This is a genomic window from Microbacterium sp. MTN4-26 (assembly GCF_042846595.1).
Classification (GTDB): domain Bacteria; phylum Actinomycetota; class Actinomycetes; order Actinomycetales; family Microbacteriaceae; genus Microbacterium; species Microbacterium luteum.
In genome coordinates, this window is sequence record NZ_BTGO01000011.1 from 54,948 (window position 1) to 78,316 (window position 23,369).

A 23,369-nucleotide genomic window follows, 5' to 3' on the forward strand; every position below is an offset into this window, starting at 1 on the left:
CGCGGCGCTGGGGGGCCCGGCTCAGCGGTGGCGGACAAGGGCTGGCTCGTCCTCGGTGAGGTGCGCGGTCTCGATCTGGAAGGTCGAGTGCTGAATCGACACCGGGAAGTGACCGGCCACGCATTCGCGTACCTCGTGCAACACCTCCGCGGCATGCCCGTCGGTGAAGCACTCATCCTCGACCACCACATGCGCGGTCAGGGTGGGCAGGCCAGTGGCGACCGTCGATGCGTGCAGGTCGTGCACGTCGGTGACGTGTTCGAGCTCAAGGATGTGCCGGCGTACCTCGTCCAAGTCGAGCCCGGCAGGGGTGAACTCCATGAGCACCCGGGTGGTGTCGCGCATCAAAATGATCGCGCGCGGCACGATCAGTCCCGCGATCAGGAGCCCTGCAATCGCGTCGGCCTGCTGGAACCCGGTCGTGGCGATCACAATCGCGGCCACGATCACCCCGAGCGAGCCGAGTGCATCGTTGATCACCTCCAGGAACGCTGCCCGCATATTGAAGTTCGCGCCGCGGCTCGAGGAGAGGATCACGATCGCGATCACATTCGCCGCGAGGCCGACGATGCCGAACACGAGCATCTCTCCCGCGGCGACCTCCGGCGGCTCGAACAGGCGTCGGATACCTTCGACGGCGGCGTAAGTGCCCACCACCAGCAGCAGTGCGGCCTGCCCGAGTGCGGCGATCACCTCGATGCGTCGGAATCCCCAGGTCCGCTTCGGATTAGCCGGCCGCAGCATCAGCGTCGCCGCGATCAGCGCGACCAGCAGACCGGACGCGTCGGTGATCGCGTGTGCGGTGTCCGTCAGCAGCGCCAGGCTGCCGGTGACGATGGAACCGATCGCCTGCGCGATCACGATCGTCGCCGTCAGGCCGAACGCGATCCACAGTCGTGCTCGGTGATCCCCGGGCGCTCCTGCCTCGGTAGTCGGTGCACCGTGGTTGTGACCCGCACCCATGTCCCACTCCTTACTTGGTCAGTGACCAATTTCCTTGATCGGTGACCAAGATACTACAGTGTTGGTCACTGACCAAGCTCGGAGGAGAGACCTGTGGCCGACCGACTATCCCGCCGCGACGTCATCCACGCCGCCTTGGCCCTGCTCGATCGCGGCGGGGCGGACGCCATCACCCTCCGTGGGATCGCCCGACATCTCGACGTTCACCTCAACTCGGTGTCGCTGCAGGTGGGGAGCAAAGCGCGCCTCTTCGACCTGATGGCAGACGCCATTCTCGGCGAGCTCTCCTTCGACGACCTCCCACACCCGCCGATCGACCGGGTCAAAGAGATCTTCCGCCGCTACCGCCAGGTCCTTCTGAACCACCGCGACGGCGCACATCTCGTCTCGGGTACGAGGGTCTCCGAAACCAACACCCTGCGGCTAGGGGAGGCGGTGATTGCCGCGCTGCTCGATGCCGGCGTCGACCCCGACCTCGCCGTCACCACCTTCTGGAGCCTCAACTACCTCGTGGTCGGACTCGTCCACGAAGAACAGACCACCCCCGAGGACGGCGCCCACCGCTTCGAGCAGGAACTCGCCGCACATTCGTTCCCCGCACTCACCAGCGTCCGCGATCTCTTCCTCGACGACAACGCCGCCGCACACCTTGAATTCGGCATGGACGCGCTCCTGCACCGCGCCCGCCACCTCGACTGAGCATCATCGTCAGCGGCGAGCCATCCCTCCATATGGAAGAATCTGCGTATGAATGCAGATAACGTGACATGCGGCCGCGACCCCGACAGCCTCTACGTAGAGCTCGCCGTCGAGGTCTTCGCGATGCTCGCTGACGCCACCCGCGTGCGGATCATCCTCGCGCTCGAGGGAGCCGGGGAGTTGTCCGTGAACCACATCGCCGACATCGTCGACAAGTCACCCGCCGCCGTCTCCCAGCATCTCGCCAAGCTGCGCCTGGCCCGTATGGTCACCACCCGACAAGACGGCACCCGCGTGTTCTACGCCCTCGCCGACGAACACGCGCGCCAGCTGGTCACGGACGCGATCTTCCAAGCCGAGCACTCCCTCGGTGGCGCCGCCCCGCACCACCACGCCGGAGCCGACGCCAGCCGCCCTGTGGCGCCATGATCACCGTCTTACGCAACGGCACCTACCGGGCGCTGTTCTTCGCCCAGGTCATCGCCCTTGTCGGCACCGGCCTGCTCACCGTTGCCCTCGGACTGCTCGCGTTCGAGATCGCCGGAGATGCCGCCGGATCGGTGCTCGGCACCGCGTTGACGATCAAGATGGTCGCCTACGTCGGCGTCGCACCCCTGGTTGCAGCGCTCGTGGACAGGCTCCCCAAGAAGGCCGTTCTGGTCGGCGCCGACGCCGTTCGACTCGCGATCGCGTTCACCCTGCCCTTCGTCCAGGACACCTGGCAGATCTACGTGCTCGTGTTCGTGCTGCAGTCCGCGTCCGCGACCTTCACCCCCGCCTTCCAATCACTCATCCCGAGCGTGCTGCCCGACCCCCAGCAGTACACTCGTGCCCTCGCGCTGTCACGCCTCGCCTACGATCTCGACTCGATCCTCAGCCCCGTCATCGCCGCAGCCCTACTTGCCGTGATCAGCTACAACAACCTGTTCGTGGGCACCGCCGTCGGCTTCGCCGCCTCCGCCACCCTCGTCCTCATCGCCCGCCTTCCCGCACACGTACCCGATGCGTCCACCGGCACGTTCTGGGAGCGGCTGCCAACCGGGCTGCGCGTGTTCGCCCGCACGCCCAGCCTCCGCTTCCTGATGGCCGCCAACGTGGTCGTCGCGGCCGGCACCGCTATCGTCCTGGTCAACTCCGTCGTCTACACCAAAGGCGTGTTCGACCTGGATGACACCGCCCTCGCCCTCGCCCTCGGCGCGTATGGGGTCGGTTCCCTGATCATTGCCCTCAACGTCCCGTGGATCGTCGACCGCATCGGTGTCTTGTGCGCCATGAGCATCGGTGCCTGGACGCTTGTTTCGGGTCTGATCGCGGCCATCGCGATGACGATTATCGCCACGACCACGGGAGAGGGCTGGTGGATGCTGCTTGCCACCTGGGCGTTGCTCGGTGCCAGTACCTCGCTGATTAACACCCCTTCGTCACGGCTTCTAGCCGACGCGTCCACCCCCGCTAACCGCAACCTGGTATACACCGCACAATTCGCACTTTCGCACGGCTGCTTTCTGGTTAGCTACCCGATCGCGGGCTGGCTCGGTGTCATTGGACTGCCCATCGCGGCTAGCGCGCTGCTCGGATTCGCCATCGTCGGCGTTACCGCCTTGGCTGTGCTGTACAAACCAGCAGGTACCGTCGTCACCACTCTGTAAACGATGAGCTGCGAGCACATGTTTCTGGCGGGTGTCGTCAGCTCGAACCGCGATGGACAACTCGAGGAGTAGACACACGCGTTGGACGCGGACACTTTAGCCGCGATTCCTCGGTCTCGTCGAGTCGTCGTGGACATCTCTGAGCGGTTCCTACAGGTGTAGGTTTTTTTTGAAGTTGTCCATTTCGCAGGTGAAATGTCCACCATGTGTCCATCTGGACATTTCGGACTCGCTGACCTTCTGAACGCTGGTAGGTAAAGGCGCGTCAGGCCTCGGGCGGCGTCTCCAGCTCCATAGCCGCGAGGACCTCGCCGGCCAGCGTGTACGTAGCCAACGCGCAGAAGTCAGCCTCAACGATCGCGACGCTCGCGTGGACGGCCTTGCTCGCGAGCTCATCGACCGCGGTAAAGCGCTGGAAGAGCGATTCCGCGTGCTTACCGAGTGAGCCGCGGAAGGATTCCGAAGCCACACGCTTGCGCAGGAATTCGACGAGACGGTTCTTGTAATGCGAATCAGTGAGTTCATGCCCATCGTCCGAGACTCGGTGCTCGGGACTGGCTGGCTGCACGTAGTCGACTACGGTCTTGAGGATTCGTCGACATGAGGCAAGGGCCTGCGAAAGTTCCTCACCCGACTCAACAGCCGACTCCCGTGCGGCCGCTTCCCGCAGTCGTCGGAATGCCACGTTGAACCGATCCAGCGCGTCTGGCGCTCGTAGGGCGAGCAACTCGTCGACGCGACGGCTTACTGCGGCAAGAGCGTCATTCTGATTGGCCGCAAACGTGACCTGACGCTCCCAGCTGCACAGGTAGGTGAAGACCTTGTGACGCGCTCTTGAATGGATCTCGAGCATCTCGAGTTGCCAGCTCATCTGAGACTCATACTGCGACGGCGCAAGTTCGTCGGTCGGAACCCTTTCGCGCTGCCAGAACTCGATCAGGCCGATTGGGTGGGATGTGATCAATCCATCAGGCCGGCGACGCTCGTTCATGAATTCGTCCAGCGCCCGCTGAGCTACGCCAGTCCTGTCATCCCAGCCGCTCGGGTCCGCCATCAGCCGGCGGGTCATGTCTGCATTGGCAGCCGGGTGACCCCCCGTCGGCTTGATCTCGTACGAAAGCCGAAGGGCGGCATAAGTCTCACCCAGAAGATTGGCGATACGGATTGCCCGACGGATTGAGGCTTCCAGGGGCACGGTTTCAAACTCGTCGAGAGCGTGCTGGATCAGGCGAAGGACGTCAGCTGTCGAGGCTGTGGGGGTTGACCCTGTCATATGTCAATCCATAGACCAGTCGTCGTCGCCGAAGCCGAGCGTCTTGAGGTTCTCCCGAATCGCGGATCGCTGATCATCGCTGAGCTTGGCGAGCTGCTCGGACTCGATATCGATCGTGACGCGCACCGGGACGCCAGCAGTGACGAAGTGCGACACGATCTCCTCGTAGATCTGCCCGGCGTCGCGAACGACGCGATTCACCGTCAGGTCCTTCGTCGCGTGGAAACGCGTGGGCACAGATGCGGTGGGTCGCCCGCCTCCGGCACCTGTCGATGACCCAGATGATTCGGACCCCGTTTCCGTAGATGACGCGCCTGGTCTCCCTGAGCCAGGGCCCGTATGGTCCGTCTCACCGCCACTCTGGCCCTGGTCGACCTTGGCGTCAGCCTCGATCTGTTGGGTCGCGACCACCGGGTCTACAAGCAGTCCACCGTGCCGCACCGCGGTCGGTGCCTTCATCGTGAGGCCGCTGAACCTGCCGTCCTCGTAGGAGTCGGCGTAGGCGAAGCCGTCGAGTTCCACGACGAGGGTGTCGTTGAGGTGCCACACGGCGTCGATGACGACCTTTGGCTGCACGACCTTCGGCATGTAGACGTACTGGCTGAAGTACCCCACCAACACGTCGAGTGGCACGTACGGCTTCTCGCGCCACAGGTTCAGCCGATTGATCTGCATTCGAAGCAACGACGGTGAGAACGTGCGAACAACGAACTCGCCTGCGTCGGCCTTCTTGGTCACGCGCTCGGCGAGTGTGCCGTCGCCGTTCATCAGAATCGACTCCAGCTCGATCTCGGAGGCTCCAGGCTCCTGAGTCGGAACGAGAATCCAGCGGTAGGCCTCGCGGATCGCGTCCTTCACCGTCTGCTTCTGCTGGGCAACGCGCGACTCGGCGACCTTGATATTGTGCTGGTCCAGGTTCAATGAGTCCCTGTTCTCGAGGATGTACTCCCACGCCATGCGCTGCCGAACGGCGCTGAGCAGAATATCGACGCGGTCGACTTCGGGAGCGAGGAAGACGAGGGAGTTCTTGTGGATACGTGCGTTGGTGCCACGCTTCGTCAGGAACTCGATCGCCGCGTCCTCGGCGACGGAGCGCCCGCGCTTCGAGAATGAACGGTCGGGCCCAAAGATCACGAGACCGATTCCCGGGTCGTCCTCGACGTCGATACTGCCGTGGGGGAGTCGGTGCACGCGCTCAAAGAGTCCCTTGTCGGTCTCCTGTCGCACGACCTGCGCCAGCTCGTCGAACACTTGATCCTCGTGGTACGAATCGGCGCGCTCTTGGACGATCTGCGCGACCGTCTGCTGCAACGACAGCCAGTAACGGTCCTGGTCGCGGTTCATGTACTTGCCGAGGTCGCCGAGTCGCCGCAGACCGTCGGAAACGTGCGCGGGGTTGTCGCCCGGGTATGTCGACCCGAGCACCACGCGTTTCTGCTCGATGCCGCGGATGGTCGCGGCGCTGCCGTCGCGATTGCGGAGGTTCGCCATCGGCGCGGTGCCGAGGAAAACACAGCGAGCGGCTCGCTTGGTTGCCATGGACCGGCCGAGGATCTTGATATCGCTGTCCACGACATTGGCGGTCGAGGTCTCCCCCGCGACGTCGGCATCCACGATCGGCTTCCAAGTATCGTCGAGGTGGTTGGCCAACTCGTCGAAGACCTTCGCGTTGTCGAGCGGGATGGAGGCGGGGAGGATCATCGGCGATCGGTCACCGCTCGTCCAGAGGGCGTATACGACCGTCGCCATCAGACGCAGCACGCCGCGGGTGCGCTGGAATCGCTCCAGAGTCGACCAATCCTTGTAAAGCCGATCGAACAGCTCTGGGTGAATCGGATAGGCGGTACGCATCGACGCGCGATAGCCGGGCTGCAGAACCTCGCTCGGCACGTCAGAGCCGTAGCGCATGTAGTGGTCCATGAACTTGTGCACGACGAGGTCGCGCGCGGCGTCCTGTTCACGACCAAACGGCTTGAAGATGCGCCGGCGAACGATCTCGAACGACTCCTCGATCGTGGCCGGCTGCCAGGCAGACTCGAGACGGTGGATTACTGAACGTAGGTGTCGGAGCGCCTCCAGGCCCGCGGTGCCGCCGACCTCGTGCTCGTTCTCGATAGACGCCTCTGCCCCGGGCATGTCGCGGACGACGTCGGACGCCGGGAGCGAGACGACGAGGAGCGCGGTCGGAACGGCCTTTACCGCCTCGGTCAGGGACTGCACGAACGTCATGTGGCCGTCGAACGTCCCTGCGGGCGCCGGCTTCTCACGCGACCAGAGTTGACGCAGGTATGCGACCCACTCGTCGATGAGGATGATGCACGGCCCGTACGTGCCGAAGAGATCGACCAACGCCGTCGTCGTTGGCGGCACAGATTGGTCGTCGTATCGCTTCAGTCGTTCGTAACCTTCGACGCCCCCGAGCTGGTAAGCCAACTCGCCCCACAGCGTATTGACGGTGAAGCCCTCGGGCTTCGGCATGCCCAGTATCGAGAGGTCGTTACCGACAAGGACCGCGCGATTGACGTTGGCGGGAAGTTCCGCCAAGCCGACACCGTTTAGCAACTCGCGCATGCCCGGCAGCCGCTCCGCTGGCAGCCCCGCTGCTGCGTGATAGACAGCCAACAGCGAGTGCGTCTTGCCGCCACCGAAGGTCGTCATCAGGTCGATGACGGGTTCTCCGCCGCGGCCGCTGAGGCGCCTGATCGCCTGCTCCAGCAGGTAGCGCAGGCCGCGGGTGAGGTAGGTGCGACCGAAGAACTCGACGGGGTCGCCGTACTCAGGGCCAGCCACGCCCTGGTGCACCTGCCGGAGGTCGGCCGCGAACTGGGCCAACTCGAACGTGCCGCGGGCGACATCGTCATGAGGCTCTACGACGTCGCGCCACGCCGGGAGACCAGTCGAGTCCACCTGCACCGAGAGGGCCTTCTCCTGGGCGCGCTGGAGCCGCTTCTGGTCCTCCTCGAACATGAGGCGACGGAATTCACGCCGCATCTCGTCGGCCTTGTCCGCGTGCTGAACGGCGCCGATCGATCGGAGGATGTGTTCACCGTCCATGAGAACGCGTTCGGTGCGCTCCGACGAGATTCGCTCGCCGTGCGCCCACTCCTTGCGCGCATCCCACAGCGCCGACACCACTCGCTTGTCCTCGAAGGTGAGTTGCTCCTTGAAGACTTGGTGCCACTGCTTGTCGAAGACCCAGAAGAGATATGCCGGGTCGCTGGGGCTTGGCGAACCATCACGCCCGGTCAGTCCGGCGGTGCGGCCGACCTCCGTCGCCCAGTTTGGCCCGTACTTCGTTTGCAGCAACGCGATCATCCATGGACCGAGGCCCTCGGCGACCAGATCCAGGACCCGACCCACACGCTCCTTGTTTGTTAGCGCCGCCATCTCAGAACAAACCCTCCGCTGATGCCTTGCCATCGCCGCTTAGACGAATCAACTCCGACCATGAGCTAATGAGAGCGTTGTACCGCTCTTGATCCGCAGTTCGACTTCTCTTCACCGCGAGGCTGTGCAGACGATATGCGAGTGCCATCGCGGGATCTCGAAGCGTCCCGACACGAGCCATGAGCCGGGCCGCTTCGAGTTCGCCACCACCGTCGACGAGACGATCGACCAAGTGATGTACGACCTCCCACGCTGTCGGTAGGGCGTCGGTTGTTGGGGTCCACTCCCGGTCCAGTGAGTCACGGCCGAGCAACTGAACCTTGTTCGCCTGGCTCGTAGCGACCTGGGCGCGCACTACCTCGTCAACGCTGATTCCGAGCGGACGCGCCGCCTTATCGGCTTCGCCGAACGCTGCGGGTTCCCAGGCGTGCGAGTCCCACCAACGAGCGGCGAATCGTGAAACTGCGTCCAGTTCTCCTTCCTGTTCTTCCAGAACCTCAGCCAAGGCCGCGTTGATTAGTCGCAGAGCGTGATCGACGCCAATGCCGGAGCCCTGCTGATCAAGCACGGCAGGGTATCGAGAGAAGATCTGCATGCCCGGCCCCATCGCTGCCTGCGCAAGGTCAATGGGAAGGATTGAGGCAGCCTGAAGATCACGAACAGCGGGGCCAAGCTCTCTACGGAGGGCCCTGTTGAAGTCGGTCAAACTCGTAGGTCCAGCAGTAGCCACCCGCGGACGACAGGCCATAACGATGTAACTCGCGACGGCGTTCGCACCTTGACCGATCATTCGGGTGGATCCCGTTCCATGGATCGGCCAAGTTGCTGTGATCTCTAGGTCGGCCGCGATCATCGCTGTGAGAATCGACGACCAGCGCGTCTCCTCTTCGACACCGCCCTTTTGTTCCTTGGAAGCATAGACAACCAGCAAGGGGAGGTCCGGAGCCATTGATTGCTGGAGGTTCACGAATGTCTCAGTGAAGCCGTCGATGAAGTATTTGCGTGCGGCATCCTTCGAGTTCCCGTGATGCGAGGGGAGGGCCGTCAACTCGTTCGTCTTGGGGGTCGCGAGCGTTCCGTAGAGGTCGGGGAAGACACGCCTCAAGCACCTTCGATGCCACACATAGAAGTAGTCGGATAGGTCCGCGTAACCGATTGCGTCAAAGTATGGCGGGTCGGTGGCAACCAGCGAAGGGCGATCCGACCGAACCACCCGCGCGTCCGCCTTGTCGACCCTGCCCACACCACTAGGCAGGAAATCCAGCGAGTCGAGGATCGTCGGCATTGAGCCGAGCCAGGTGCCGGACTCTCCTAGCGGATTGAGCTCGGGGAAGTCCCACGTCATCGGGAGGTCGTTGCGTCCGAACGCAGCGTTGAACCGCGTCGTCGTCCCGTCGTTTCGGATGGTCACTCGCGCTTGGCTGGAGTTGCTCATCGCAAGGCGGCCCACTGCCAGCGCCAAGACGGCTGTGACTGCGCGTGCCCACTCCGGCGTTCCCCCATCTCGCAAGACGCGGTCATAGGTCGCCGCTACCTCGTCCGCAAATGCGCTCAAAGTCAGCAGTTGACGAGGTGTGTACAGGTCGGCCTGTGTGTTCAAGCCGAAACGTCGGCGATTGCCACCGTCACTCACAGCAACGCCGTCGGGAATGTCGAGGTCTCCCAGATCCACTCTCGCGGCGGAGACCTCACTCTCGGTGGGCTCTCGATAGATGCGGCGGCGACCCTTCTCGGCAACCACCGCGACGAGGCGCAGACCGAGCCCTTGCTGGGCGGCCCTCGCATCAACCTCGGCTTCGCTGATCGTGTTTGCGCAAGCCACACACGTGAAGTTTGCGCCGCGCGCGGTTTTCGGGGACTCCGCGACAAGACCAAGCTTTGGCTCCTGGCGCACCTTCAGTTCCAATGATCCGGCCACCACTGAAGGCTCAATCCAAGCAAAGTCATTCTTCTTCTTCGATAACCACCATGATGTCGTGAGCACGGTTTCAAACCCGCAGGCGGGGTTCGGGCAGATCGTGGTGCGGGCCCAGATCCACGCGACGGTTCTCTCTCCCAGGTTCGATGGATAGTGACTCTCCAGGCGTGCTCGCACATCCCGCTCGATCGCCTCTGCATAGTGCCTGACATCAGCAACAAGGCCCGAGTATGGCGACGCCTGGGAACCGATTGCGGCAAAGAGTTCACCGGGCTTCACACGACTCGCGCCCACCGATGCTTGTAGTCCTTGCTGCCCGGCAACTTCGGGCAAGATCCCCGAGACGACGCGGCTGATCAACACGGGGACCGGGTTGAGGTCGCTTCCGTAAGTCTCCATCCCCAGCCGCTGCGCCTCAACCAGGGTCGAGCCCCCGCCACAGAAGGGATCCATAACGACTGGCAGGCCGTCCGGATACTGCTGGGCCAGAACTGTTCGCGCCTCAGCCAAGTCCGAGGTGTCAGGCAAGTCGGCGCCGTTCTTCACGAGGCGCTCGATCAGGTCCAAAAGGTAGACCCGATGGTTGTCATCCTCTGGATCGTCCGCAAGTGCCGCGAACAAAAGTGCTCGCCAGGCCGGGAGCGGCATGGGCGCGAACCACTTATGGAGGTTTCGGATCGTGCCGGTCTTTCGATCCTTATCTGCCTTGCACGCAGCGTTGATGGCGTCGAGCGGCAGGGCAACCTCGATCAGCTTCTTCTTTCGGGCTGTCTCGGTCACTGTTGGCTCATTTCCGTTGCGTCGTTCCAGAAGGGCTCCCAGTCGTATTCCACGCGCGCCGCGCGTGGATCGATGGGCTGGTTCACAGGGTGTCGCAGATAACGCACTGTCGTCGTGTCATCCTCTGCGACCTGGACGAGGGCGAGTACCGAATGGCTGGCCTTGTTCAGGGCAGTGACCGCTTCCTGCCTTGTCAGCACGAACGTTCGGCCGCCGACGACGCGGCCCTTCACCTCGATGAAGTCGAGACTCCGCCCAGTGTCGGACTCGATGTCGTAGCCGGGATTATTGTGGTGCATCTCTGTCGGATTGTGCCCGAGCGCGCTCTCCACTCGGAGGACGGCATCGACAGCCAGGCGCTCCACGCGTGTCGTCTCTCTGGCGCGGTCAGCCGCGCCCTCGGGGTCAGCTTGAGCATCCAGCCATCCCTGCGTGACGACCAGGCACGCGCCGGTAACTCGGGGCGGGCGAACCGAGATGTCACGTTCTTGCTCGAGTTCCTTGAGCCGCCGGTCGAGTCGACGGGCCAGGGCCTCGGCCCGTTCCTGCATTTGAGATGCCGGGAGGCGGGTCTTCCTGCCGGCTCGCTCCTGCTCGCTCAGCTCGAAGGCACGGCGGTCCCAATAGTTGATCTCCCGCGTCAGCCGCTCGCGCACGAGGCGCTCCGTTTTGTCGATGCGCTCGATGGTGCGCCGGCTGACTTCGTCAGCATGCTGCCGAGCGATCGTGACCGATGCCTCGCGAATGACGCGACGATCGAGATCGGATGCCTGGGCCCAAGGCTCGCCGAGCAGCGTTCGGCTTGCTGCCACTTCGTTGTCGGTCGGGACCTCGAAGTTCGGAATCGGCGAGCCCGTGAGAGGCGTGATGGTTCCGTCTTCGTCGATACGGACGTACTGGGCACGACGCGAGACGACACGAGGATGCCCATCCAGCGCGATGCGTCCGTCGGTGACGTCGTGTTCAAGGAGGCTGACAACGTAAGGCTGAGTCGTCAGGTCAGAGCGGTCGACGAGGACCGCTCCGCGACGGAGTGCATCGATGTAGCGGTCGGAGACGACGCTCATCGTGGCCGACATCAGCGGGTGGCCCGGGTGCAGGAGCGTCGCGAGGTGGTTGTTGCCGTCTACTCGGACGTACTTTGGGTCGAAGGTGACGCGGTGGTACTCGTCGACCACGGGCTGGCCGTAGCCGGTAACGCGGTCGCGCTCCTTGATCTCGCCAGGCACTCGCTTGATCTCGAAGCGGTGGCTCTCGCGCATGCGAAGCTGCCCGCCCACGTCAGCGAACGCCCGGTGAAAGAAGGCCTCGACGTGGTGAGGCTGGAGCCGAGCTGCCTCGGCACGTTCCATCTCGCGTCTCATGTCGTCGATCTCGGTGTCGCTCATCGCGGCGGGCACGAGCTGGTTCGCCTTCAGCAGTTCGGGGATGCCGTCTGCGATCTTGGGGTCGACGACTTCGGTGAGGTAACGCTGGCGGTCGGGCCTGTTTGCCTCTCGGATGGCCGCGATCATGAGGTCGCGCAGTGCGTTGCCCTGGAAGAGCTGACCGAGGACGTCGTAGACGCGCCCGCCGAGCGTGGCGCGCTGCTCCTCCAGCTTCTCAAGAAGCCGCGTGTACACGTCGCCCTCGCGTGTGTCGTCGGCGACGAGCGACCACATGAAGCACGTGTTGGGCTGACCGATGCGATGCACTCGCCCAAAGCGCTGTTCGATGCGGTTGGGGTTCCAGGGCAAGTCGTAGTTGATCAGCAGGTGGGCGTTCTTGTGGAGGTTCACGCCTTCGCCCGCAGCGTCGGTGGCGATGAGAAAGACGCAACGCTCGTTCTGCTCGAAGGTTTCTTTCGCCTTCTTGCGGTCTTCCCGTTTGGTGCCGCCGTGGATGGTAATCACGGCGTCGTCTCGACCGAGGTGCTGCGTCAGACGCATGACTAGGTCGTCGAGAGTGTCCTTGTGCTCGGTGAAGATGATCACCTTGCGGCGGGTGCCGGTGTCGTCGCGCATCTCGTCGGCGTCGTCCAGGGTGTCACGCAGGGCATCCCACTTGGCGTAGGTCGGCGACGACTTCACTGCGGACGACTTGACGAGGAGTCGATCAACGACTCGTATCTCGGTCTCGAGTTCCTCGGGTGTGCGCGCATTCGTTGCGCCGGCGATCGCCTGATCCTCGAGGGCTTCACGTTCTTCGTCGGTGAGATCTTCGAGGTCGTCCCAATCCTCAGGAACATCGGGCGCATCCGACTTCACAGCGGCGTACATGCGCGCTTCGCGCAGCTCGGATTCCAGCCTTGCCCTGCGGCGCTCAAGCGAACGGTGGATAGCTGCTGGTGATGAGGCAAGGCGACGCTGGAGCGTCGTAAGCGCGAACCCGACCGCAGTCCGACGACGGTTGTCGCCCTCGATCGCGTCTGCGCGGTTCATTTCCTCGCGGACATAGTCGGTGACGGCGACGTAGAGCTCCTTCTCGGCTTGCGAGAGCTCGTACTTGACCGTGAACGCAAACCGTTCGGGGAAGAGTCGCGTGCCCTCGAATGTGCGCAACTCCTCCTTCACCAGGCGGCGCATGAGATCGGAGACGTCCGCTTTGCGACTACCCTCTCGGGCGACACCTTCGAAGCGGTCGGAGTCAAGCAGCGCCATGAATAGCTGGAACTGCTCTTCCTTGCCAGAGTGCGGCGTCGCCGTCATCATTAGCAGGTTGCGTGTATGCTTCCCGAGTTGCTCGGCCATCTGGTATCGCTTGGTCTTCTTGACCTCGTTGCCCCACACCGATGCCGACATCTTGTGAGCTTCGTCGAAGATGATGAGGTCCCAGTCGATCTCGCAGGCCTTATCGAGAATGCCTTCGCTATTGCGCGCGAGAACGTCGAGCCGCGCCAGCCAGAGCCCACCTCGTGCGAACGGGTTCCCCTCGTGGAGGATTTTGTCGCGGGTGAGCGTCTCGAACTCCAGATCGAACTTCTCCCGCATCTCCTCGTCCCACTGGTCGACGAGCACACCCGGGGAGACGACCATGACATTCGCCGCATCTCCACGAAGGAGAAGTTCCTTGATCAGCAGCCCCGCCATGACGGTCTTTCCCGCACCCGGATCGTCAGCGAGTACGTAGCGAAGGGGTTGCTTTTGGAGCATGAGCTCGTACACGGCTCGAAGTTGATGCGGCAGCGGTTGCACGTCACTCGTGCCGAGCGCAGCCTGCGGGTCGAACAGGTACGCGAGTTTCATCCGACGCGCCTCGGCCGCAAGGAGGAACGAGTTCGGGTCGGCGTCAAAACTAAACACCTGCCCAGCGACGACCTCGCGCACTTGCGAGATGGCATTGGCGAAGACGATCTTCTCGGCTACGCCATTGTCGGTCCGATATGTGACGTTCGCGGAGTCGTCTGTTAGTCGTTCGACCGCGATGATCTTGACCGGCTCGGGCCCCGCCAGCCCCGTAAGCGTCGCGCCAACGCGGACGAGATCAAATAGCGATGATGTCGACACGACTCTCGTTCACTCCTTCAGCTGGCAAGTCGATCAGGATATGGCAGACCACGGACATCCAAGCCCCCTCAGTCCGGCGATCCGGCATCCCCCTTGCGCACCCAGTCGTCGACCTCGCTCGCCTGGAACTTCCACAGGCGCCCGACCTTGTGCGCCGGCATCCCCTTGTCTGAGATCCAGGCGTAGATCGTGTCTTTGGTCACGCCCAAGTGCTCAGCGATGTCGTCGGCAGAGAGCCACGGCTCTGACATTCACGCCCCCATGCGGATTGAGCCGGATTTTTCCGGGTATGGCCGATCCTATCGGGAACCCTCGCCCTCGTCGCCATCGAGGTGCCCGACTTCGTCAACGGCCGCCAGCAGCTCTTCGAGGTGCATGTGAAGTTCGTCGTACGCCTGCATGAAGAACATCAAGTCCATGTTGAGTGGGGGCGTGTCGTCGAGGTCGGCAACGACCTCTCGAGCTTCGCGGATCGCTGTCTGCAGCCGTGTCTCGATTCCGGGCAGGCTCTGGATCCAGGCGTCGATGACGCTGAACGGGATCGGGGCGAAGTCGTGCGCGTCGACGCCCACGTGGAACTGATACCCGTTCGGGCCATAGTCCCGCGCGTGGGTGTGCCCGTGGATGAGCGGGATGCCGTCGTCCCAGCGTGGGCGATGCGACGTGTGTCGATCCTGTTCCTGGCTGTCGCCGGCGTAGGGGTAGTGCGAGGCGAGGATCCTGTACCCGCGGCGGGTGCCCTCGATGACCTCGGGGAGGATCTCCCAGCCCGCCGCTTCGTACATGGGCAGGAATCGCTCGATCGCCCGTTTCGACTGGGTCGCGGGTGAGACGCGATCGTGGTTCCCGGGCACAAGCAGCCGGCGCCCGTTGAGCCGCGCGGTGAGCGCGATCGATTCTTCGATCGGGCCGAGCGCCACGTCGCCGAGGTGGAGGACGACACTGTCGGGCGACACCGTGTCGTTCCACCGGCGCACGAGATCCTCATTCATCTCGTCGACGGTGGAGTATGGCCGACCGGCGAGTTCGCTGATGCGGGCGTGGCTGAAGTGGTTGTCGGAGGTGACGAAGTCGACTTGGTCGAAGTCGAACGTCGGATAGTCAAGCACCGCGTACCTCGTCGTCGCCGTTCATGTCGAAGGCGCGCAGGAGGAGCCGTTGCGCGTCGCTCACCGGCTCGGGAGGAAGGTCCTTCATCTCGTCGCGGAGCCCGTTCAGCGCGTGTTCGATGAGTGCGCGGTGTTGGTCGCGCCAGGCGCGGATGCCAGGATCGCGCAGGAGGCCGGATTCTGCGCTCCCTTCGTAGCCGAGCAGCAGCTCGGTGTCGATCACCGACGCCACGACACGCGCATCGACGTTTGGCGACGAGCGCAGGATCGACAGGTGGCTGACGGCATCCGAGCCAGGCACATCGATGCGGTAGCGCTGGATCTCGCCATACTCCGTCGTCTCGGTCTCGACGTGGGAGACCGTGATGGAGCGCCCGCCGATGTTGATTTCTCGCACGCGTCCTCCTCGATCCGAACTGGCCAATCTACTCGGACTCGGTTCGGTGCGCCTCGGAGATCACGTCGACGCGTCCTGGCCGGACGATGTCGTCGAATCCCGGGACGAACGCGATCGTTCCGAGCCGAGTCCAGTAGCTGATGAGCCATCGCTGAAGCAGGTCGCGCTGTTCGTGGCGTTCGAAGAGTGTTCGTCCGGGATCCTCGATCGCGGCATCCCAATCGTCGATCTCGAAGACCGCTTCGATGAGTTCGGCGCACGTGGGTCCGTTGCCATGTTCGTCCCACCAGGCCAGCGTGAGCCTGCCGGCGCGATTGGCAGTCGAGGTTCCGCCAGGCTCATCGATTGTCCCAAGGAGGGCGCCGAGGTACGGGTCCTCAGCCGCAGTCGCGAATGCCTCGTAGTGGTCCTCGGCAACGCTCATAGAGGAAGGATGCCATACTGATTAGGCATCCGAGGACCTTCGTGAGCGTCTACTAGCGACGCGCCGTCGTTGCTTCCCACTGGATGGTGAAAGTTCCGGCTGCGCGTGCGTCTGCCTCTGCTTCAAGCCGTAGTGCGTAGTCCCATGTCGGGTGCACTGCGCGCTGATAGATCCTGATCCGCTCGGGGGTGACCTCATCCGTTCGCCGGACAAGCCCCAACTGCTTGAGGCGCTTCAGTAGGGCGTGGATGGTGCTGGTCGACAGCCCCGTGGCGGTTGCGACGGAGGGCGTGGAGAACTTTCCGTCGGGAGACCGTGCGATCTCGGCCATGAGCGCGAGCATGTGGTTGCTCCCGAAGGCAAGCTTCGAAAGCTCCTCGCTCTGTTCGCTCGGCACGGTCTCCACCGCCTCATTTTCGCATGAGGCGCTCAGCGCAGCAGGAGCATCGCAGGGCGTGGTCCGACGGCGTGGCGCGTGTTGTGTATCTGACTTCCCCAGCGTAAATGTCACATTCACTGCTTGCAGCCATCGGCATGCGAGAGAACTCCAACGCGAAGAACTCGACCCGCGTGTCGAACCTCAAGAACGGTAGAGACCTTCGTACGTTAACGAATCAAGAGTTATGACTCATTGTTCGCGACTCGTAGGAGTTGACGTGCCAACATCGCCACCGCAGTACACGCTGCGACTCGACGGGAATGACCTCGAGCGGGGCAAACTCGCGGATCTCGAGGCTCGACACGTCTTCGAGGCCGAGCCTCGGCGGACGTTCCGCTGGCATCGGGGACAGCGGCATTACCCAGGGCGCTACTGGTGCGCCACCACGGAAGGCTTCCTCGGGTACGAGAGTCGCCTCGAGCTCGCGGCGCTTCTCCTCGAGGACTTCGACCATCGGGCGGTTCGGATCGCATCGCAGCCGTTCGAGTTGATCGCCGATCGAGACGGTGTTGAGCGAAGCTACGTGCCCGACTACATGATCGAGCACGATGACCATCGCTTCACGGTGATCGAGGTCAAGCCGAAGCGTCGGCTGGAAGACCCGGAGATCGCGGGTGCACTCCGGTGGGCGGGCGACATCATCCAATCCCGCGGATGGGGATATCGGCTCGTCACCGAGCCCGACCCAGCGCTGCTCTCCAACGTCCGGTTCCTTGCGGGGTATCGACGCCTCTGGCAGTTCCCCCGGCGCGACGTGGAAGTCGTCGAGGCGACGATCAGCGAGACGCCCACACTTGGCGCGGCCATGCGGAGCGCCGGGGCCGCCTTGGATGACATCCCCTATGCGCGAGCGGTCGTGCTCCACCTGCTCTGGCGCCGCTCGATTCTCTGCGACCTCACATCTGCCCTTGCCAACCACACCGCATTGGAGACGCCATGAGCCACACCTTCGACATCCGCATCGGCAGCACCGTCTCGTTCGACGGCAGTCTGTGCACTGTCATCGAGATCGCGGGCGACGCTGTTGTCCTGGTCGACGGCGCGAAGAAGACCCGACGCGTGCGACTCGTCGAGCTTCTGCGCGACGCCACGGATGCGTTCGGGATACCGTCCGAGGAGGTCGTACTCACACCGCTCGCCCTGATCTGGGCGGACGCGACGGAAGAGCAACGCGACGAGGCACGGCGGAAGGCGGCGCACGTCCGAGAGATGCGCACCGGGTTCGCGTCGGGGATGCCGACTCTTGCTCAACCGCACGAGCCGCGACCGGAGTACAACCCGAAGCTCACGACCATCCACGAGCGGCGTCGCGCCAAGGCCGCAGAGCTTGGCGTCAGCCCGAAGACGCTGAAGCGGTGGGTCGATCGGTTCGACGAAGGCGAGGATCTCGCGCTGCTCGACTTCCGGAAGACGTCGTGGACGCCGGCGCTCTCCGGGCTCGATCCGCGCTGGGTCGACATGTGCCGACGCGTCGTCGAGGAGAACGTCCGCGGCGCGAAGCGCAGTGTCACGACCACGCTCGCCATCGTGTTGGCGAGGGTCAAGCGCGAGTACCCGGATGTCGAGGTGCGGATACCTTCTGAGTCCAGCGCTCGTGACGCGGTCGCCGAGCTCACCCGCGGGAAGGGCACGTTCGGCGCCAGCATGCGGGCCCAGCGATCCATCGAAACGCGGCCGCCCGTGCCGTACGGACGATTGGTCGCGACGAGACCTGGTGAGTACGTCGTTCTTGACACGACGCCTCTCAACGTCTTCGGCGTCGCACCCGTTACCGGCAAGTGGATGCGCGCCGAGCTGACCGTCGCCCTCGACCTCTACGACAGATCCATCCTAGGCCTCCGTCTTGCACCCATCTCCACCAAGGCGGTCGACGTGGCGGGCGTGCTGATGGAGGCTCTCTCACCCCGCGAGATGCCGGCCGAGTGGGGCGACCGAGCCACCTGGCCCTTCCATGGCGTGCCGGAGAACATCGTCATCGACGTCGAGAACCTCAAGGCGCTGCGGTTCCGCCGTCCCGGCATCCTTCCCGACACGATCATCATCGATCACGGCAAGCCGTTCATGTCGATCCATGTCGCGAGCGTGTGCCAGCGGCTCGGGATCTCCATCCAGCCCGCACACGTCTATACCGGCACCGACAAGGCGTGGGTGGAACGGTGGTTCCGCACCATCAACGAGGTGCTGCAAGAGCTACCCGGCTACAAGGGCTCAGACATCGCGTCTAGGGGTGAGGCGCCCGAGGTGGAAGCCGTCTACACGATCCCGCAACTGGAGCAGATCCTGCGGGAGTGGATCGCGACGATTTACCACGTTCGCCCGCACGACGGACTTGTCGACTCGCAGCTGCCCGCGGCCAAGATGAGCCCGGCGCAGAAGTTCGAGCAGGGCGTGGCCGTGGCCGGTCGCATCCGCGTGCCGGCGAACCCGAACTTGCTGTTGGAGATGCTCCCGGTGGTCAAGCGGAAGTTCAATCACTACGGCGTCGAGATCAGCACGCTCCGCTACAACGGCGACATCGTCGGGAAGTACTACGACCGATCGCGGGCGATGGCGAAGAGCAAGCGGAAGTGGCAGTTCTCGGTGAACCCCGACGACTTCTCGCAGATCTACTTCAACGACCCCGACGACAACGCTTGGCACGTGCTGCGTTGGGAGCACGCGCCGAAGGTCCCGGTGCCGTTCAGCTTTGACGCGCTGGAGTACGCGAAGGGCATCGCTCTCGACCGTCGCAACGGTGTGAATGTGTCCGAAGTGCTCGGTGAACTCCTCGAACGATGGGGTGCAGGTCGTGCGAGCACGCCCGCCGAGAAGCGCATCAGCGCGCGACTTGCCGCCCAGCTCGCTGAGACCGCGGACGGCCCGGACAGCCCGTTCTTCCCGCACATCGCCAAGCAGATCGCGCAGCAAGTGGCTGGACCGGATCTGAGCGAGGAGCTGGGCATGGTCTCGCTCTCACCAGCACCGGCGAGCGAAAACGACGATCCTCTCGCCCTCACCGCTGACGAGCTCGTCGACGAGGACCTCGACGACATCGACCTCCTGGAGGACCTGTGATCCTTCCGCTCGAGCGCGACGAACTCCTCTCTCGCTGGGAGGGGTGGCGGGACTTCGCCGAAGCGCCAGCCCTTGAGCAGCCCGAGCGGCTGTCGGTGAAACAGATCGAGCAGCTCAGCGAGGACGCGCGTGTCGCCTACGACTACCACCGCGAGCGATACCACGCGAACTTCCTGGTGAAGACTCCGCAGGTCGTGAGGCTGAACGGACGCCTTTGGGACCTGCTCGATGCGAACCAACAGGGCCCGTCACGGGTGAAGGGCGCCGCAGTCATCGACTCGCCACCCGGACTGGGCAAGACCACCGCAGTCGACGCGTTCGGGCGAGCTTTCCACCAACGGCAGATCCTGCGGCACGGGCGTGACTTCGACGACGGGCAGACGCTCCACATCCCCGTCTGCAGAGTGGCGTTCTCCGGAAACACGACGACGCGCGCGTTGAACGAGTCCATCCTGAACTTCTACAATCATCCTTCCGCCGACGCCTCTAGGAGCCGATACCTGCGCAACCGAAACCTGGCTGCGCTGGCAGCCGAGTCGGTCCGCCGTCACGGCACGCGGTTGATCATCGTCGACGACGTGCACTTCCTGAAGATCCACACCGACGAGGGAGTCGCGCTGGCCAACGAGCTGAAGTGGCTCGCCAACGAGTACCCGGCAACCTTCCTCTTCACCGGCGTCAACATGAGCAGCACAGGACTGCTCAGCGAAAGCAAGACCGACAAGAAGCTCGTGATGTCGCAGATCGCGCGGCGTTGGACACGCCTGACCCTCCCGCCATTCGCGCACCCGGTCGGTGAGCACCGAAAGACCTGGATGACCTTGCTGGGCGCGATCGATGCGCGCCTCGTGCTGGCCAACGCGCGACCGCACATGCTCCGTGAGCAAGCGGACTACCTCTACGAACGCTCAACCGGAATGATCGGCTCGCTCTTCAAGCTGATCACCCTCGGTGCCGTGCACGCCATGCGTGACGGCACTGAGGAACTGACCCGTGCGGTGCTGGACGAGATCGACATCGACGTGGCGGCCGAGGATGCGCGGGAGGTCGTTGCGATGGAGCTCGAGGAGAAGAAGCTCGCCGCCGCCAAACGGAGCAAGCCTCGGTCCGTCGCATGAGCCTCCGACGCCTGTTCCACGTCGCGATGCCGCTCCCAGATGAACCTTTCGACTCGTGGGTAGAGTTCATGGCCCACAGCTATGGGGCGACTGTCGGCGAGATGGCTCGAGCGCTCGGACTGATCGGGAGCGACGAGGTTCCCGCCGCTGGATCCCAGTCCTCACGGGCGTGGTCCACCGCGCTCGAACCCCAGCAACTGCGCAATCTCGAGCTGACGACCGGCCGGTCGGGTGACGAGTTCCGTGCGATGACCCGCACCATGTTCGCCGCGAACGCCATCCGCCTCACACCTCAGGGACGCATCAGCGCGTCCTGTCCGGCCACGGGAGTTGCCGCCCGTTACTGCCCCGAGTGTCTCGCCGACTCGGGAGGCCGCTGGCGCCTTTCTTGGCAGTTCCCGTTCGGGTTCGCCTGCCCACGCCACAGGCGTCTCCTCGTCGACAGGTGCCCGGGATGCGCCCAGCCTCCCCGGCTCCTCGCGCATCCCCTCACGCTCGTTCCGGAACCCGGGCACTGTCACAACAGACCGCCGACCGAATCGCCAGCGTTTGGCGCGCGTTGCGGCGCCGACCTCACCACGAGCGAGGAGTTTGTGGCGGCGGACACCGAGACTCGCGAGGCGCAACGTGCGATCCTGAGGGTCATCGCCACCGGCGTCGGCGAGTTCGGCATCTACGCCGACGGGCGACCGAGCACCGTCCAGGTGCTGTCCGACATGCTGCTGCTGTCACGAGCGGCACGACAGGCGCTCGTCGACGGAGAGCACTTCGAGTGGATGCCTGCGGGTCAGGTTGACGTGAGCCTGATCGCGTCTCACAACCGCACCGGCAAGGTGGATCTGCGGCCAGGCGCTGCCCGAGAAGTTGCTCTCGGCAACACGATCGCCTTCGTGGCGCTACAGTCAGGCGCCCGGATCACTGACCTGCTGCGCGGACGCGTCAGCGTCCACACCGCGCTCGACCACTACTCCCCGCCACTGCGCGATCACGTGAGCCGTGCGCTCGGACGAATGAGGCGTCCTACTGCGACCCTTCAGGCGGTGACGATGTCGGTGGTGGATCCGGCCGCGCGAGCCGCAAAGCTCCCCGCCGTCCTGTGGCCCGAATGGACCTCACGCCTCGCACCGCGGCGCCTGGATGCGGAGATCGCCGGCGGTGCGCTGGCGGCGGCCGTGGTCTTCGTGGGCACCCGCCTCACTCACGGCTCGGCCATCACGCTCCTCGATCCCGCAGCTCAGGGACGCCAGGTCAGCCACGTCATGCGGTCTCTCGGCCGCAACGGACCCGAGGCCGACACCATCCGCGCGATCGCTCGGCTCGCTGCGTTCCTCGATGAGACCTCAACACCGATCGACTTCGCACGCCGGCGGGCCATCGACTACTCCGGCATCCTGCCCCGCGACGAGTGGCGCGAGATCTGCCGGGCGGCGAACGTCCTGCCCGGTGGGGATCGGCGGTGGCAGACCGCTCGCGCGTACCTCTTCGCCCTGCTCAGCGGCAATCGCGTGGCGCGGGCGCCCTTCGCTCAAGAGCCGGGCTTCCCCTCGTTCGCCGAAGTTCGCTCGTTCCGCGACGGATTGCCGGAGGTCGTGTCCGGTGCGCTCAACGACACCGCTGCTGGATTCCTGAAGGCGCGGCACATCGACGAGCCAGTGGAATGGATGCCGGACCTAGAGCTCGCCGGTTTCGTCGTTGACGTCCCTGCGTCGGGTGGAAGCGAATGGCCGCAAGCTCGCGCCGCCCGGGCCGCGGTGAGACCCACCCGCGCGGTCGCGGCGTACTCCGCGGGACGGTCGGTGCGAGAGATCGCCTTCGAACACGGAGTCGCTCGTCAGACCGTCAGCCGCGTGCTCGAGGACGCCGGCCTCGAGACACGCATCGGTCGACGGAGGGCTGACATCGATGTGGAGTGGCTGCGGCGCCGCTACATCGACGAGCGTCAGACCATCCCCGAGATCGCTGCCGAAGTCGGCGTGACGATGACCACGATCAACCGCCATCTCGAGGCCGCGGGGATCCCGCGCCGGGCCCGCGGCAGCGCGAGCAGAGCGACCGCGATCCGGGTTGATCCACGCGCTGGCGACTCGCCGCTGCTGCGCCGGATCCTCGTCGGACAGGACGCCACACAGCGAGCCGAACGATTCCTCATCGTCGCCCGTCACGACACGATGACAGCCGCCGCGACCGAGCTCGGAGTGACACTCAGCATCCTCGCGAACCAGATGAGGCGCATCGGGGTCGATGCCGGCGGACCGCTGATCCAGCGCGCGTTTCGAGGTCAGCCCCTCGCTCTCACCGAGCTCGGCGTTAGAGTGCGTCTCGAGTTGTCGCGCGCCTTCGGTATCAGCGGAGTCGAAGATCCGGCGCGTCCGGCGGAAGGATCTCGGTGAGCTCGACGCCGAGCGCCTGCGACATCGCGAGCAGCGTGCGAATCGTCGGATTCGCCGGCGTGCCCGGCTTCGACTCGCCCTTCTCGTACTTTTGATACGTGTAGCGCGTCAGTCCGGACCGGTACGCGACGTCCTCTTGGCTGAGCCCGCGCTCGTGGCGAAGTCGTTGAAGGTTCGTGGCGAGCTGGCCGGCGTAGTCACTCCAGGCCGCATCCTCGGGTCTGGTCCGCTTCGCCACCGATCCAGCGTTCCCGCGAACGCATGTCGGTATGGCCTAATCGGTA

At 64.3% G+C, this 23,369-nt stretch carries 18 protein-coding genes and 1 pseudogene; 8 read left to right on the forward strand and 11 right to left on the reverse strand.

Annotated elements, in window-relative coordinates; all coding sequences use genetic code 11:
• Positions 1-21 precede the first annotated feature (21 nt).
• Positions 22-963, reverse strand: coding sequence for a cation diffusion facilitator family transporter (locus ACGG9C_RS10835; RefSeq protein ID WP_067121073.1), 942 nt, complete (start codon positions 961-963; stop codon positions 22-24).
• A gap of 93 nt (positions 964-1,056) precedes the next feature.
• Here ACGG9C_RS10835 and ACGG9C_RS10840 point away from each other — a divergent pair, with 93 nt between their 5' ends.
• Genes ACGG9C_RS10840 through ACGG9C_RS10850 form a run of 3 tightly spaced genes read left to right on the forward strand, consistent with a single transcriptional unit; the run spans position 1,057 to position 3,311 of the window.
• Positions 1,057-1,662 carry a TetR/AcrR family transcriptional regulator C-terminal domain-containing protein gene (locus ACGG9C_RS10840; RefSeq protein WP_067121071.1) on the forward strand — a complete coding sequence of 202 codons (606 nt, stop codon included), beginning with the start codon at positions 1,057-1,059 and terminating at the stop codon, positions 1,660-1,662.
• A 48-nt stretch (positions 1,663-1,710) separates the two neighbouring features.
• Positions 1,711-2,091 (forward strand): metalloregulator ArsR/SmtB family transcription factor, encoded by a 381-nt coding sequence (locus ACGG9C_RS10845; protein WP_067121069.1) that lies wholly within the window; start codon positions 1,711-1,713, stop codon positions 2,089-2,091.
• The gene (locus tag ACGG9C_RS10850; protein ID WP_101305188.1) at positions 2,088-3,311 is read left to right on the forward strand and encodes an MFS transporter; all 1,224 of its coding nucleotides are present in this window, start codon (positions 2,088-2,090) and stop codon (positions 3,309-3,311) included. The genes ACGG9C_RS10845 and ACGG9C_RS10850 overlap by 4 nt, the downstream gene beginning before the upstream one ends.
• 265 nt (positions 3,312-3,576) lie before the next feature.
• Here ACGG9C_RS10850 and ACGG9C_RS10855 read toward each other — a convergent pair whose 3' ends face one another.
• The 9 genes from ACGG9C_RS10855 to ACGG9C_RS10895 form a co-directional block, all read right to left on the reverse strand.
• Positions 3,577-4,584 (reverse strand): hypothetical protein, encoded by a 1,008-nt coding sequence (locus ACGG9C_RS10855; RefSeq protein ID WP_375237079.1) that lies wholly within the window; start codon positions 4,582-4,584, stop codon positions 3,577-3,579.
• Between the two features lie 3 nt (positions 4,585-4,587).
• The gene (locus tag ACGG9C_RS10860; protein ID WP_390178644.1) at positions 4,588-7,944 is read right to left on the reverse strand and encodes a DUF499 domain-containing protein; all 3,357 of its coding nucleotides are present in this window, start codon (positions 7,942-7,944) and stop codon (positions 4,588-4,590) included.
• 28 nt (positions 7,945-7,972) lie between these two features.
• Positions 7,973-10,669, reverse strand: a complete 2,697-nt coding sequence (locus ACGG9C_RS10865; protein WP_375237081.1) for a DUF1156 domain-containing protein — start codon at positions 10,667-10,669, stop codon at positions 7,973-7,975.
• Positions 10,666-14,154: a helicase-related protein gene (locus ACGG9C_RS10870; RefSeq protein WP_390178645.1), complete on the reverse strand. Its 3,489-nt coding sequence runs from the start codon at positions 14,152-14,154 to the stop codon at positions 10,666-10,668. The genes ACGG9C_RS10865 and ACGG9C_RS10870 overlap by 4 nt, the downstream gene beginning before the upstream one ends.
• Before the next feature lie 68 nt (positions 14,155-14,222).
• Positions 14,223-14,405, reverse strand: a complete 183-nt coding sequence (locus ACGG9C_RS10875; RefSeq protein WP_390178646.1) for a helix-turn-helix domain-containing protein — start codon at positions 14,403-14,405, stop codon at positions 14,223-14,225.
• A 48-nt stretch (positions 14,406-14,453) separates the two neighbouring features.
• Positions 14,454-15,263: a hypothetical protein gene (locus ACGG9C_RS10880; RefSeq protein WP_375237732.1), complete on the reverse strand. Its 810-nt coding sequence runs from the start codon at positions 15,261-15,263 to the stop codon at positions 14,454-14,456.
• Positions 15,256-15,660, reverse strand: coding sequence for a hypothetical protein (locus ACGG9C_RS10885; protein ID WP_375237731.1), 405 nt, complete (start codon positions 15,658-15,660; stop codon positions 15,256-15,258). Before ACGG9C_RS10885 ends, ACGG9C_RS10880 begins: the two co-directional genes overlap by 8 nt.
• A 28-nt stretch (positions 15,661-15,688) precedes the next feature.
• Positions 15,689-16,084 (reverse strand): hypothetical protein, encoded by a 396-nt coding sequence (locus tag ACGG9C_RS10890; RefSeq protein WP_390178647.1) that lies wholly within the window; start codon positions 16,082-16,084, stop codon positions 15,689-15,691.
• Between the two features lie 52 nt (positions 16,085-16,136).
• Positions 16,137-16,490, reverse strand: coding sequence for a helix-turn-helix domain-containing protein (locus ACGG9C_RS10895; RefSeq protein WP_300595077.1), 354 nt, complete (start codon positions 16,488-16,490; stop codon positions 16,137-16,139).
• A 250-nt stretch (positions 16,491-16,740) separates the two neighbouring features.
• Here ACGG9C_RS10895 and ACGG9C_RS10900 point away from each other — a divergent pair, with 250 nt between their 5' ends.
• From ACGG9C_RS10900 to ACGG9C_RS10920, 5 genes and pseudogenes are all read left to right on the forward strand, one after another.
• Positions 16,741-17,463 (forward strand): TnsA-like heteromeric transposase endonuclease subunit, encoded by a 723-nt coding sequence (locus ACGG9C_RS10900; protein WP_375237608.1) that lies wholly within the window; start codon positions 16,741-16,743, stop codon positions 17,461-17,463.
• Complete coding sequence (locus ACGG9C_RS10905) at positions 17,460-19,577, forward strand: hypothetical protein (protein WP_390178648.1); 2,118 nt, start codon at positions 17,460-17,462, stop codon at positions 19,575-19,577. The genes ACGG9C_RS10900 and ACGG9C_RS10905 overlap by 4 nt, the downstream gene beginning before the upstream one ends.
• Positions 19,574-20,695, forward strand: coding sequence for an AAA family ATPase (locus ACGG9C_RS10910; protein ID WP_375237530.1), 1,122 nt, complete (start codon positions 19,574-19,576; stop codon positions 20,693-20,695). Before ACGG9C_RS10905 ends, ACGG9C_RS10910 begins: the two co-directional genes overlap by 4 nt.
• 26 nt (positions 20,696-20,721) lie before the next feature.
• Positions 20,722-21,120, forward strand: a pseudogene (locus ACGG9C_RS10915) (TniQ family protein); the annotation flags it as partial.
• Positions 21,121-21,288: 168 nt separating this feature from the next.
• The gene (locus ACGG9C_RS10920) at positions 21,289-23,085 is read left to right on the forward strand and encodes a LysR family transcriptional regulator (protein WP_390178655.1); all 1,797 of its coding nucleotides are present in this window, start codon (positions 21,289-21,291) and stop codon (positions 23,083-23,085) included.
• Here ACGG9C_RS10920 and ACGG9C_RS10925 read toward each other — a convergent pair.
• Positions 23,039-23,323, reverse strand: coding sequence for a helix-turn-helix domain-containing protein (locus tag ACGG9C_RS10925; RefSeq protein ID WP_279071115.1), 285 nt, complete (start codon positions 23,321-23,323; stop codon positions 23,039-23,041). The genes ACGG9C_RS10920 and ACGG9C_RS10925 overlap by 47 nt on opposite strands.
• Positions 23,324-23,369: the final 46 nt, after the last annotated feature.